Consider the following 13,005-nt stretch of genomic DNA (forward strand, 5'->3'; position numbering starts at 1 on the left):
CATGCGACGACAACGCGGGACCTGGCTGCGCTACCTGCTGCTCACGCTGGCGGCGGCGGTGTTCGCCTTTCCCTTCTATTTCATGGTGGTCGGCGCCTTCCAGGAGAGCCCGACCAACACCCCGGACCGGCTCCTGCCGACGTCCGGCTGGACGCTCGGCAACTTCGGGGCGATCGACTCGCGCATCGACCTGCTGGGCTCGCTCGGCAACTCGCTGATCTTCACCGCCGGCGTGCTGCTGGGCACGGTGACGTTCGGCCTGCTGGCCGGCTACGCGATGGCGCGGCTCGACTTCCGCGGGCGGGGCGCCACGTGGGTGCTCATGCTGCTGGTCCAGATGGTGCCGTTCCAGCTGCTGATGATCCCGCTGTACGTGCAGATCACCCGGGGCTTCGGTCTCGGCGACACGTACCTCGGGATGATCCTGCCCTTCGCGATCAACACGACCGCCGTCTTCATCTTCACGCAGTTCTTCCGGGCGCTGCCGCAGGAGATGTTCGAGGCGGCGCGGATTGATGGCGCGAGCGAGCTGCGCATCGTGTTCTCGATCGCGGTGCCGCTGGTCAAGCCAGCTCTGACCACGGTCGTTCTGGTCACGTTCATCGGGCCGTGGAACGAGTTCCTCTGGCCCTTCCTCATCACCAAGGACGCCACGCTCCAGCCGCTCGCGGTGTCGCTGGCGAACTACATCTCCAACGTGGCCCAGTCCACCGCCAACCCGAACGGCGCGATCCTCGCGGGCGCCACCACGCTCGCGTTCCCCGTCGTCATCCTCTTCTGCCTGTTCCAGCGGTACTTCACCGCATCCAACATCGGCTCCGCCGTGAAGGGCTGACCCACCTATGGACGTCACCAGCATGTTCACCCACGCAACGTTCCCGCTCGGACCGTTCGTCCCCTACGAGCACAACCCGATCCTGCGCCCCCGCGGCGGCACCTGGGAGTCGGCCAACCTCTACAACCCGGCCGCCCTGGTGGTCGACGAAGAGGTGGTGCTCCTCTACCGCGCGCACGCCGAGGACATCGTGTCCCACATCGGGCTGGCCCGGAGCAGCGACGGCCTCCACTTCGAGCGCGAGGCCGAGCCCATCCTGTCGCCGTCCGAGGACTACGAGCGCTACGGGTGCGAGGACCCGCGCATCGCGTACATCGACGGCACGTTCTACCTCACCTACACCGGCTGGGACCGGCACAGCGCCCAGCTGTGCCTGGCGACGTCGACCGACCTGCACGACTGGACCAAGCACGGGCCGATGTTCGAGTCGTTCGACACGTTCGCGACCGTCGACCCGCGCGGCTTCAACTGGTCCAAGGCCGGCGCCATCGTCCCGGTGCGGATGCAGGGCAAGTGGTGGATGTACTTCGGCGAGGGCGCCATCTACTGGGCCACCAGTGACGACCTGATCCACTGGACGCCCGGCACGCCGGACACCGAGCCCATGTACTCGCCGACGCCGGGGTCCTTCGACGCCGACCTCGTCGAGATCGGGACGTCGCCGGTGCTGACCGAGAACGGGCTGCTCGTCATGCTCACGAACGGTGCGACCCGCGTCATCAACCCCGACGGCAGCGTCGAAGTCGACTACCGGTGCGGCCAGATCGCGATCGACCCCGACAACCCGACCAAGGTGCTCGCCCGGCTCCAGGAGCCGTGGCTCAAGCCGCAGACGTTCGAGGACCGCAACGGCCTCGTGTCCAACGTTACGTTCGTGGAGGGGCTGGTGCAGTTCCAGGGGCGCTGGCTCGCGTACTACGGCCAGTCGGACACGACCCTGGCCGTGGCGGTGCACGACCCGGCGCGGCCCTGGGGCGCGACGCTCGGGTCCTGATCAGCCCGGGTCCTGAGGTCAGCCCGGGTCCTGAGGACGACCATGCGGTTGCTGCCAGGACGGTGCTCGTCCTGGCAGCAACCGCATGGTCGTGTGGCGCCGCGCGGGGTTACCTCGTGCGGACCCACGCCGTCGTCGCGCCCGGCAGCAGGCCGTCGGTCAGAGGCTCGCTCGTGACCAGCACCTCGCCGGCGGGCAGCGCCGTCGGCTCCGCACCGAAGTTCGTCACCACGTGCCAGCCGCCCGGCCGCACGAAGTGCACGACGTCGTCGGGCGCCTCCACCCACTCCAGCGTCTCGTCCGACTGCAGCTCGTGCCGCAGCGCGAGCGCCGACCGGTACAGCTCCAGCGTCGAGCCCGCGACGCCGTCCTGCGCCTCGGCCGACAGCTCGCCGTAGCCCGCGGGCTGCGGCAGGTGGGCACCGGCCGGGCCGAAGCCGAAGGACTCGCCCCCGCGCGTCCACGGCAGTGGCACGCGGCAGCCGTCGCGGCCCGGGTCCACACCCGGATTGCGGAAGAACGCCGGGTCCTGGTGCTGCTCCGCGGGGATGTCGGCGACCTCGGGCAGGCCCAGCTCCTCGCCCTGGTACAGGTACGCGCTGCCCGGCAGGCCCAGCATGAGCAGCGTCGCGGCCCGTGCCCGGCGCAGGCCGAGCTCGACGTCGGCCACGGGCTCGGTGCCGCCCGACAGCAGCCAGGCCTGGCCCTGCTTGCCCGGCTTGCCGTTACGCGGTGGCAGGGCGTAGCGAGTGGCGTGCCGTACGACGTCGTGGTTGGAGAACACCCACGTCGTCGACGAGCCGGACGCCGCGGACAGTGCCAGGTTGTCGGCGATGATCTTCGTGAACTGGGCCGCGTCGAAGTCGGCCTCCAGCAGGTCGAAGTTGAACGCCTGCCCCAGGCCGTCGGCGCTCGCGTAGCGGGGCCGGCGAGGCGTGTCGACCCAGGCCTCGGCCACGGCGATGCGCGGGGGCGTGTACTCGTCGAAGACCTTGCGCCAGCCCGCGTAGATCTCGTGCACCTCGTCGCGGTCCCACAGGGGGTGCGCGCCGGGCTCGGTGATGGCGTCCAGCTCGGCCTGCGACGGCAGGTTCTTTGCGAGGTCCTTGGTCAGGCCGTGCGCCACGTCGATGCGGAACCCGTCCACGCCTCGGTCCGACCAGAACCGCAGGGTCTGGTGGAAGTCGTCGCGGACCTCGGGGTTGTCCCAGTTGAAGTCCGGCTGCTCCTTGGCGAACAGGTGCAGGTACCACTGCCCGTCGGGCACACGCGTCCAGGACGGCCCGCCGAAGATGCTGGTCCAGTCGGCCGGCGGCTGCGAGCCGTCGGGGCCCAGGCCGTCGCGGAAGATGTACCGCTGCCGCTCAGGGCTCCCGGGCGCCGCGGCGAGTGCCTGCTGGAACCAGACGTGCAGGTCGGAGGAGTGGTTGGGCACGATGTCGACGATCACGCGGATGCCGGCGCCGTGCAGCGCCTCGACCATCTGGTCGAACTCGTCCAGCGTGCCGATGCGTGGGTCCACGTCGCGGTAGTCGGCGACGTCGTACCCGCCGTCGGCCAGGGCCGACGGGTAGAAGGGGCTGAGCCAGACGGCGTCGACGCCGAGCCTCTGCAGGTACGGCACGCGCGAGATGATGCCGCGCAGGTCGCCGATCCCGTCGCCGTTCGCGTCGGCGAAGCTGCGCGGGTAGATCTGGTAGACGGTGGCCTGCCGCCACCAGGTGGGGTCGTCGACGAGGAGCTGCTGCTCGTTGAGGGTGCTGGTCACGTGCTGGATCCTTTGCTCGTCGGGCATGCTGGGGGCTGCCGGCCATTTTATGCGAGCATTAGATTTAATGCCCTGGTGAGAGCCTCCAACGTCGAGCACGAAAGGTCAAGCGTGAGTCGAGCACCCCAGAGCGGGTCGTCGTCCGGACTCCTGAGACGCATCAACACCGTGGGCGTGCTCGAGTTCGCCTGGGACCACGACGTCTTCACCGCCACCGAGGCGATGGAGGCCATCGGGCTCACGCGCTCCACCGTGATCAGCCGGTGCGCCGAGCTGATCGAGCTCGGCTGGATGCGCGAGGTCGAGCGCGTGCCCGAGGCGGCCGGCAAGGGCCGGCCCGCCCGTCTCTACCGGCTGAGGGCCGATGCCGGATACGTGGTCGGGGTCGACGCCGGCCAGCACCGCGTGCTTGCCACGGTCTGCGACCTGCGCGGCGCCGAGGTGGGGCGGCAGGAGCGTCCGATCGACCCGGAGCACGACAACGCGGCCGACCGGCTCGCCCTCACCGACACGACGATCGAGGAGGCGCTCGCCTCGGGCGGCGTCGATCCGGCGCGGGTGCTGGCGGTCGCCGTCGGCGTGCCGGCACAGACCGACGTCGACGGCGCCTCGCCGCCGGGGCAGAACAAGTTCTGGGCGCGCATGAACCCGGGCTTCGCCGCGCACTTCCGGGAGCGCGGCTGGCACACGACCGTCGAGAACGACGCCAACCTCGCCGCGCACGCCGAGCGCGCGCTCGGGGCCGGGCGCGACGCCCGGTCGTTCGCGGCGCTGCTGTCCGGGGAGCGGTTCGGCGCCGGCATCGTGGTGGACGGCGCCCTGGTGCGCGGCAGCTACGGGGGTGCCGGTGAGATGCGGCTGCTCGACTACGTGGTCGGCGTCGGCAGCCCGCACGGCATCGGCTATCTCGCCCGCACCTGGGGCCGCGAGGCTCGGGAGTCCGGCGACCTGCCCGCCGACAGTGCGCTGGCCACCCTCCCCGCGGACGCGATCGACGCGCCCGCGGTGTTCGCGGCGGCCGCCGACGGCGACACCGGCGCCGTCGCCGTGGTGGACCGGCTGGCCGACCGTCTCGCCCGGGTGTGCGCGGTCATCGACGGCATGCTCGACGTGGACCGGATCGTCGTGGCGGGCGGGGTGGCGCCCGTCGTCGGGGACCTGCTGCGGCGGACCGCCGTCGTGCTGGAGGGGATGGTGCACCCGCCGGCGCCAGAGCTCGTGGCGTCGTCGTTCGGGGCGGACGCGGTGATCGTGGGCGCGTCGACGCTGGCGCTGGAGCAGGTGCGGACGGGCGCGCTGGACTTCGTGCCGTGGGGTGGGGCGGGGGAGTAGGGGTGGGCGGTGCCGCGGGTGCCGCAGCTGGTTCGGCAGTTGGCATCGAGATCGGCTCAGGGCTGAGCCGATCTCGATGCCAACTGCCGACTCTGTCGTGCAAACTGCCGAACCTGAGTACCAACTGTCGAGGCTGGGGGCCAACTGCCGGACTTGGGGGCCAGTTGCCGAACCTGCGCGCCAGCTGCCGAACCTGGGGCCAGCTGCCGGACCTGGGTGCCGCCTGCCGGGCGGTCGACTCGGACCGTGCTGTGCCTACTTCTGACTGTGCTGTCAGGGAGGCGCCGAGTGCGTGGTGCTGCGCGGGCGGCGGGGTGTGCCGCAGGTTCGGCAGTTGGCACTGAAGTCGGCTCAGGCCAGAGCCGATCTCGATGCAAACTGCCGACTCTGTCGTGCAAACTGCCGACCGGCGGCCAGCATTAGGGCTCGGCAGGTGGCGTCGGTCTCGGTCAGCGGCGAGGGGACCCTGGGCCCTTGCCGTGGCCCGGTCCCTTGCCGTGGCCCGGTTCCTTGGCCCTGTCGTGGTCCGCGCCGGGACCGTGACCCTTGCCGGAGCTTTGGCCCTTACCGTTCCCGTGGCCCTTGCCCTTGTCGGATCCCGAGCCGGGGCCCTTGCTGTTTCCGGCGCCGTGGCCCGGGCCCTTGCCGTTCCCATTGCCGTGGCCATTGCCGTGGCCGTGGCCATTGCCGTGGCCGTGGCCTGGGCCCTGGTTGTTGTCCTTGCCCGGACCCTTGCCGTGTTCGTTGCCGGGGTTCCCGGGCGGGCCACCCATCTGGCCCTTGCCTGGCGAGTCGGGCGTCGGCGGGGTCTCAGGCTTTCCAGGGTTCGGCTTGGCGGGCGGCGCTCCAGGCTCTGCCGGCTCAGGCTCGGCCGGCTTGGGCTTCTCCGGAGCGGGCGTCGTCCTCGGGGGCTCGGCGGGGGACTCGGGCTTCGGGCGCTCGTGCGGCTTCGCGACGGCCGCCGGCTCGACGGCCGCCACCGGTGCCGTGACGAGCTCGGCCGCCGGGGGCGGGTGCGACTTCTCTTCGGCCGGCCGTGGCGTGCTCGGGGGGCCGGCGGGCTCGGCCGAGGCCTGCGGGGGCGCCGGATCGCGGGGTGGGTTCGTCGCGGGAGCGTCCGAGGCTCCCGTGGGCGGCGGTTCCCCGATGGCCTGGATGGACATACTGGCGGGCAGGCCGGCGATCAGGGCAGCCGCGCCGGCGCCGATCACGAGCGCGGCCAGCACACCAGCGGCCACGGCGGCGTGCTTGGTGCCGAACGACCGCGGCCTGGTGGTGCCGACCGACCCGCCCGCGCCCGCGCCCGCACCCGCAGCGCCCGCACTTGCGGCGCCCGCGCTCGCGGCGCCGGCGGCGCTGGTGAGCAGTCCGCCGGCGATGAGGTGTTGTCCGAGGTCGCGGAGCATCCAGGAGACCTCGCGCACGTCGATGAACGCGCGGGTGCATTCGCCGCAGCCGTCCATGTGGACCTCCAGGCGTCGCTGCCGGCGGGGCAGGAGGCGTCCTTTGAGGTAGTCGTGCATGGCGGCGCGGGTGGTGCGGCACTCGGGTTCGTTGACGTTCTGGGCGTGGGCGGCGGCGAACGCTCCGGCGAGGCGTTCTTCGGCGCGGCGTAGTCGCATGGTCACGGCGTGGGGGCGCACGCCGAGGCCGGTGGCGATGTCGGTCACGGCCATGTCGTGCACGTGCCGGTCCAGGAGGATCTTGCGGTCGTCGTCGGCGAGGTCGGACAGGGCGGTGCGGAGCATGGAGACGTCGGCTTGTCGTTCGGCGTCGAGCTCTGCTCCGGCCATGGGTGGGGTCAGGCCGTCGAGGGTGTCGTCCTCGACGGGGTGGGTGCGGCCGGCTTCGCGGGTCATGGAGATGGCTTCGTTGACCGCGGCGCGTCGCCAGTAGGGGGCGGGGTCGTCGATGGTGCCGCCGGTGGAGACGATGCGGACCATCTTCTCCAGGGCGCGGCTGGTGGCTTCCTCGGCGTCGATGCCGGGTACGCGTGCCGCGACGGAGCGTACGACGTTGGGGCGGTGCACCACCCAGTCGTCGACCTGGACGTCCTCACCGCTCACGTCGACCCACCCCCTCAGCGCAGCGTTTTTCCACCCGTGACGATGCCTGGGAAGCGCAGCCGGGGGACTACTGCGCTCAGCGAGATGCGGGTTGGATGTGCCGTTCGGACGACACGCGACTGTTGTCGGAAATGGCATGCGAAAGGCGATTCCGCCCCGATCTTGTTGGGCCCAGCATACGTAACGGGCCCTCGGTATCGGGCATCGCGGAGGATGAAATGCATCGCACGCGAAGGAGTGCATGCGCCCGCGATTCCGCCGTTTTTCATCCCGTAGAGGACAACCCCGGCTTTTCGGCGTGGGCCATTCAGGGGCTTCCCGGGCTTGTCCCTGGAAGCCGCGCGGAACACTCGACCTGATCCGCACGGCGTGCAAAGAATCTGGGCATGCAGACACCTAAACGCCTGGTCAGATCCGCTTTTGCCGCCACGGCCCTCGTGGCGTGCACCGCGCTGGTGGCCCCCAGCGCGATCGCGCTCACGGGGGCGGCGTCGGCCACGTCGTCGGCCCATGCGCCGTCCGACCCGACCGAACCTGCACTCGCCCTGCCCGAGCCGACCGGCCGGTTCCCCGTCGGGGTGACGCCGGTCCACCTGGTCGACGAGGGCCGTGCGGACCCGTGGGTGCCGCAGGCGCGCCGCGAGCTGATGGTGTCGCTCTGGTACCCGGCGGTACCGCGTGGTGACATCGCGCCGTACACGACGGAGGCGGTGTCCGCGGCGATCATCGAGAGCGCGGGCCTGCCGGTGTCACCGGGAGTCCTGACGACGGTCGAGACGCACGCCCGTGACCGGGCCCCCGCGCTGCCCGGGCGGCGACCGCTCGTCGTGCTCTCGCCGGGTGCGGGGCTCAGCCGCGAGTCACTCACCGCGCTCGCCGAGGACCTCGCCTCCCGCGGGTACGTCGTGGCCGGCGTCGACCACACGTACGAGGCGCGAGTGGTCGAGTTCCCGGACGGCCGGGTCGCCGGGTGCCTGCTCTGCGAGCGCGAGAAGACCGCGGAGCTCGGGGCCCAGGTGGTACGAGGGCGCTCGGCGGACATCAGCTTCGTGCTGGACGAGCTCACCAGTGGTCCGCTCTGGCGGCACGCGCCGGTGATCGACGCGCGGCACGTCGCCGTCGTCGGACACTCGATCGGTGGGGCGGCCGCCGCCCTCGCGGTCACGGAGGACCCACGGGTGGACGCCGGGGTGAACATGGACGGGACGTTCCAGGTGGACTTCCCCGAGGCAGGTCTGGACCGGCCGTTCCTCATGTTCGGCAGCGCCTCCCACGAGCCGGGCGCGAGCGACGGGACGGACTGGCCGGACAACTTCGCGCGGCTGGACGCGGGCCAGTGGCTCCAGGTCCCGACGGCGAACCACGGGTCGTTCACCGATCAGTTGATGTTCCTCGACCAGCTCGGGGTGCCGCTGCCCGGCGGGCCTGGCACGGTCGGCGGGGAGCGGGGCGTCGAGATCACGACCGCGTACGTCGGCGCGTTCCTGGACCGCCACCTGCGCGGCCGGTACGCCCCGCTCCTGGACGGTCCGTCGGCGGCCTACCCCGAGGTGGAGTTCGAGGGCTGACCGCCGGCGCCGGCGTCGTCGTCGGCGTTGTACCGATGTGCGCTTCTACCCAGTCATTAGGGCCCGAAATCCACCCGGTTTCGGGCCTAATGACTGGGTAGAAGCGCACTTCCGCCGCCAGGCCAAATGAGTGGGCGAGCGTCGGCCGGGTGCCTAGGATCCTTCGCATGTCGAACCAGGTTCCGTCCCCGATCCACCCCGCCGTCGAGAAGGTCACCGCCGCGCTCGCCGAGGCCGGCGCGACCGGCCAGGTCCGCTGGCTGGACGACGCCGCCACGACCGCCGCGCTGGCCGCGGAGTCCCTCGGGATCGGCGTGGGGCAGATCGCCAACTCGCTCGTGTTCCTGTTCGACGGGACGCCGACGCTGGTGCTCACCTCGGGCGCGCACCGCGTGGACACGGCCTGGCTGGGGGAGCAAGTCGGCGCGACGATCACCCGGGCGTCGAAGGAGCAGGTCAGGGAGGCGACAGGCCAGGTCATCGGCGGTGTCGCGCCGGTGGGACACCCGGCGCCGGTGCCGACCTACGTGGACACGGCCCTCGCCGCGCACGACAAGGTGTGGGCGGCGGCGGGCCACGCCAAGACCGTCTTCCCGACGACGTTCGCCGAGCTGGTCCGCATCACGGGCGGCACCCCGACGGCGGTCACCCCGGAGGGCTGAGCGGCTCGGACGGCGCCCGTCACCCGGCGAGCGCCCCCTGCCCCGCGACCAGCGACACCGTGCCCAGCACCAGGAAAACCGGGGCGGCCAGGATGCCGCACCAGAAGCTCGGCGCGGCGGCCTGCCGCGGCAGGAACAGGCTCAGGACGCCCGCCGCGGTGATCAGCACGGCCGCGAGCAGCATGATCGGCTGCTCGAACACGAACGACAGCGGCGCGAAGTGAGTGCCCACCACGATGAGCACGGTCGGCGCGAGGAGATGCTGCCGCCCGGTGCGCGCGTAGAAGATCGCGAGCCCGGCGATCACCGCGACCTCGAGCCAGAACACCACGATGTAGACGATCAGCGCGGTGCTCCCGGAGACCAGCGCCGTCGGGCCGTCCCAGCTGCGGATCAGGGGCGGGAGTCCGAGGCCGAGCAGCGCCAGACCGCCTGCGCTGAGCACCCCGAGAACTACCCGCCAGACGACGCCGGCCGGCGGCCGCTCCTGTGCCCAGCCCGCCCACATGAAGGTGACCAGGCCGAACAGCACTGCGGTGAACACGAGGTCACGTGCGAACTCGGCGTTCAGCATCTCCGGACCACCTCCCGGCGCAACGGTACTGAAGTCGGCGCCCGTTTTGTGCCCGAGCGGCTGGCGGAGGTTCAGCAGGCTCCAGGCGACCGCCAGGGCAGAGGTTACGGTCGCTCTGAGCCTGCTGGACCCAGGTCAGCGCAGCAGGGCCAGCAGCGCCTCAGCGCACGCCCCGCACCGTGACCCGGATCGAGAGCAGCAGGTTGGTCGCCGTCACGAACAGCACGTTGCCCTTGGCCCCGCCGAACGTCAGGTTGGAGCAGACCTCGGGCAGCAGCAGCTTGCCCAGCAGGGTGCCGTCCGGGTCGAGGCAGTGCAGGCCGTCGTGCGCGGCGGCCCAGATGCGCCCGCCGTCGTCGACCCGGACGCCGTCGAAGGTGCCGGCGTCGCACGTGGCGAGCACCTCGCCACCAGACAACGCCAGGTCCGGGCCGACGTCGAAGCGGCGCAGGTGCTTGCGCTCGCTGTCGGCGACGTAGAGGGTGCGCTCGTCGGCGGAGAAGGCGAGGCCGTTGGGACCGGCGAAGTCGTCGGTGACCCGCGTGACCGAGCCGTCGAGGTCGCGGCGGTAGACGTGGGTGCCGCCGATCTCGGGGACGGCGGCGAACCCCTCGTAGTCGCTCTGGATCCCGTAGGTCGGGTCGGTGAACCACACGCTCCCGCCGCTGTGCTCGACGAGGTCGTTCGGGCTGTTCAGGCGCTTGCCCTCCCAGCGGTCGGCCAGCGTGGTGACGGAGCCGTCCGGCTCGGTGCGGGTGACCGACCGGCTGCCGTGCTCGCACTGCAGCATGCGGCCCGCGCGGTCGACGGTGCGGCCGTTGGCGTAGCCGCCCGGGCTCCGCCAGACGCCGACGCCGCCCGTGGCCTCGTCCCACGCGAGCACCCGGTCGTTCGGGATGTCGCTGAACAGCAGGGTGCGCCACGCCGGCGAGTACGCCGGGCCCTCGAGCCAGCTGCCCTCGTCGTAGAGGACGTCGGCGAACGTGTCGCCGCGGACCGGGGCGAACCGCTCGTCGTGGCGCTCCCACCGGGCACGGATCTTGCTCAGGGTCACAGCTGTCTCCTTCGTGGTGGACGACCATGCGGTTGCTGCCAGGGCGGCCGTGGTCCTGGCAGCAGGTGCATGGTCAGTTCGTGGTGGCCGACAGCACCTCGTCGGCCGTCGTCACCTCGATCAGCGGCGCGTACAGCCGCATGATCTCCAGGGCGCGCTCGTGGTTCTCCGGCGTCGAGCCCGCGCAGGCGTCGGCGACGACGAGCACGCGGCGGCCGGCGTCGGCGGCGGCGAGCGCCGTCGAGATGACGCAGCAGTCGGTGGCCACGCCCGCCAGCACCAGCGTGCCGGCGTCGCGCGTGGCGGCTGCGAGCTCGGGGCCCCACTTGCCGAACGTGGTGCGGGTGACGACGGGCGCGCCGCCGGCGACGACGTCGGCCAGGTCGGTGATCTCGTACAGCGGGTCGTCCTGCGGCACGAGCGCAAAGGGCCACTGGTCGAAGTAGGCGCGCCAGGCGCCGTCGGGCACGGCGGGGGCGACGTAGCGGGTCAGGACGGTGCGGCCCGCGAACGCGGGCAGCAGGCGCCGGGTCCCGGCCAGGGCGCGCGGGTAGTCGGGGGAGGCCCAGGGGCTGGGCGGGACGGCGAACACGTCCTGCATGTCGATCGCGACCAGGGCGGCATCCGGCCCGACGCCGCCCGCCCCGACCGGCGCCCCGGGAGCACCAGAGCCCCCGTTCACCGCTCCTCCTGCCGCCGCACCGCGCGGGCGCTCAGCAGGAGCGTCCCGACGAAGCCGAGAGCCAGGGCGACCAGCACGCCGAGGTTGGCGAACGCCCAGTTCCCCTCCACCCCGCCGAAGGGCCCCAGCAGGTAGCCCTGCCAGGCCAGCCAGGGTGCGTAGGTGTTGGTCACCAGCCCCCAGCCGATGGCGGTGCCGACCACGACGAGCAGCACGGCGGGCCAGTTCACGGACCCGTACCGGCCGGCGGGCTCGTAGAGGTCGGCGTCGGCGTAGTCGCGGCGGCGCAGCAGGATGTCGGCGAGCAGCACGCCGCACCAGGCGGCGACGGGGACGCCGAGAGTGATGAGAAAGCCCTGGAAGGGACCGATGAACGAGTCGGCGACGAACACCACGTAGATCGCGCCCACGACCATGAGCGCGCCGTCGATCGCGGCCGCGACCCAGCGCGGGGCGGGCAGGCCGAGGGACAGCAGGGCGAGGCCGGAGGAGTAGATGTCGAGGGCGGCTCCGCCGATCAGCCCGGCCAGCGCCACCACCGCGAACGGGATGAGGAACCAGGTGGGCAGCAGCGTGGACAGGGCGCCGATCGGGTCGGCGCCGATCGCCTCGTTCAGCACGGGGTCGGAGCCGGCCAGCAGCAGGCCGAACACGAGCAGGACGACGGGGGCCAGCGAGGCGCCGAGCGTGGTCCAGCCGACGATGCCGGGGCCGGAGGCGGAGCGCGGCAGGTAGCGCGAGTAGTCGGCGGCCATGTTGACCCAGCCGAGCCCGAAGCCGGTCATCATGAACACGAGGCCGCCGATCACCTGCGGGCTGCCGCCCGCGGGGATCGCGGCGACAGCCGCCCAGTCGATGTGGTCGGCCACCAGGATGATGTAGACGACGGTGAGCACGGCGGTCAGCACCGTGATGACCACCTGGAGCCGCATCACGAGGTCGAACCCGAAGACGCCGGCGACCACCACGATCCCGGCCACGACGATCAGGGCCACGACCTTGGTGACCGTGCCGCCGCCCCAGCCGAGCGTGCCGAGCACCGTGGACGTCGCCAGGGTGGCCAGGGCGACGAGCACCGTCTCCCAGCCGACCGTGAGGATCCACGACAGCAGCGAGGGCAGCTTGTTGCCCCGCACGCCGAACGCGGCCCGGGACAGCACCATGGTGGGCGCCGAGCCGCGCTTGCCCGCCAGCGAGATGAACCCGCAGAAGAGGAAGGACACCACGATGCCGACGACGCCCACGACCACGGCCTGCCAGAACGACACGGCGAACCCGAGCAGGTAGGAGCCGTACCCGAGTCCCAGCACGGAGACGTTGGCGCCGAACCAGGGCCAGAACAGGTTGCGTGGCGACCCGCGCCGCTCGGCCTCGTCGATGGTGTTCAGTGCATTGGTCTCGACGCTCGTGGGTGAGCTCATGGTGGCGATCCTGCCACCCGGTGCCCCGTGAGGGCGAGGGTGGGGCCGT

Annotated in this window: 11 protein-coding genes; 5 read left to right on the forward strand and 6 right to left on the reverse strand. The window is 71.9% G+C overall.

What is annotated here, in order from left to right; genetic code table 11:
- Position 1 precedes the first annotated feature (1 nt).
- Together ACH47X_RS01605 and ACH47X_RS01610 are read left to right on the forward strand one after the other, a co-directional pair.
- Positions 2 to 835, forward strand: a complete 834-nt coding sequence (locus tag ACH47X_RS01605) for a carbohydrate ABC transporter permease (protein WP_036969241.1) — start codon at positions 2 to 4, stop codon at positions 833 to 835.
- Positions 836 to 857: 22 nt separating this feature from the next.
- Positions 858 to 1,829 (forward strand): glycoside hydrolase family 130 protein, encoded by a 972-nt coding sequence (locus ACH47X_RS01610; protein ID WP_397400770.1) that lies wholly within the window; start codon positions 858 to 860, stop codon positions 1,827 to 1,829.
- Positions 1,830 to 1,938: 109 nt separating this feature from the next.
- On the opposite strand, the gene ACH47X_RS01615 is transcribed toward ACH47X_RS01610, so the two are convergent.
- Positions 1,939 to 3,624 carry a glycoside hydrolase family 13 protein gene (locus tag ACH47X_RS01615; RefSeq protein ID WP_397400772.1) on the reverse strand — a complete coding sequence of 562 codons (1,686 nt, stop codon included), beginning with the start codon at positions 3,622 to 3,624 and terminating at the stop codon, positions 1,939 to 1,941.
- Between the two features lie 84 nt (positions 3,625 to 3,708).
- On the opposite strand from ACH47X_RS01615, the gene ACH47X_RS01620 reads away from it, so the two are divergent.
- A complete protein-coding gene (locus ACH47X_RS01620) occupies positions 3,709 to 4,929 on the forward strand; it encodes an ROK family protein (RefSeq protein ID WP_397400774.1) in 1,221 nt (406 codons plus the stop codon).
- A gap of 449 nt (positions 4,930 to 5,378) precedes the next feature.
- On the opposite strand, the gene ACH47X_RS01625 is transcribed toward ACH47X_RS01620, so the two are convergent.
- Entirely contained in the window at positions 5,379 to 6,995 is a 1,617-nt protein-coding gene (locus ACH47X_RS01625; RefSeq protein WP_397400776.1) for a zf-HC2 domain-containing protein, read from the reverse strand.
- Between the two features lie 386 nt (positions 6,996 to 7,381).
- Here ACH47X_RS01625 and ACH47X_RS01630 point away from each other — a divergent pair, with 386 nt between their 5' ends.
- Positions 7,382 to 8,563, forward strand: a complete 1,182-nt coding sequence (locus tag ACH47X_RS01630; RefSeq protein ID WP_397400778.1) for an alpha/beta hydrolase family protein — start codon at positions 7,382 to 7,384, stop codon at positions 8,561 to 8,563.
- A gap of 167 nt (positions 8,564 to 8,730) precedes the next feature.
- On the forward strand, positions 8,731 to 9,225 hold the full coding sequence (locus ACH47X_RS01635; protein ID WP_397400780.1) for a YbaK/EbsC family protein: 495 nt from the start codon (positions 8,731 to 8,733) through the stop codon (positions 9,223 to 9,225).
- A gap of 19 nt (positions 9,226 to 9,244) precedes the next feature.
- Here ACH47X_RS01635 and ACH47X_RS01640 read toward each other — a convergent pair whose 3' ends face one another.
- The 4 genes from ACH47X_RS01640 to ACH47X_RS01655 all read right to left on the reverse strand — a co-directional run bounded on the left by ACH47X_RS01640 (position 9,245) and on the right by ACH47X_RS01655 (position 12,956).
- Positions 9,245 to 9,799, reverse strand: a complete 555-nt coding sequence (locus ACH47X_RS01640; RefSeq protein ID WP_397400782.1) for a hypothetical protein — start codon at positions 9,797 to 9,799, stop codon at positions 9,245 to 9,247.
- A gap of 160 nt (positions 9,800 to 9,959) precedes the next feature.
- Positions 9,960 to 10,853: an SMP-30/gluconolactonase/LRE family protein gene (locus ACH47X_RS01645; protein ID WP_397400784.1), complete on the reverse strand. Its 894-nt coding sequence runs from the start codon at positions 10,851 to 10,853 to the stop codon at positions 9,960 to 9,962.
- A gap of 73 nt (positions 10,854 to 10,926) precedes the next feature.
- Entirely contained in the window at positions 10,927 to 11,535 is a 609-nt protein-coding gene (locus ACH47X_RS01650; protein WP_397400786.1) for a cysteine hydrolase family protein, read from the reverse strand.
- On the reverse strand, positions 11,532 to 12,956 hold the full coding sequence (locus ACH47X_RS01655) for a purine-cytosine permease family protein (RefSeq protein WP_397400788.1): 1,425 nt from the start codon (positions 12,954 to 12,956) through the stop codon (positions 11,532 to 11,534). Before ACH47X_RS01655 ends, ACH47X_RS01650 begins: the two co-directional genes overlap by 4 nt.
- Positions 12,957 to 13,005: the final 49 nt, after the last annotated feature.

Origin of the sequence: Promicromonospora kroppenstedtii, from assembly GCF_044389675.1 — a bacterium.
GTDB lineage: Bacteria > Actinomycetota > Actinomycetes > Actinomycetales > Cellulomonadaceae > Promicromonospora > Promicromonospora kroppenstedtii.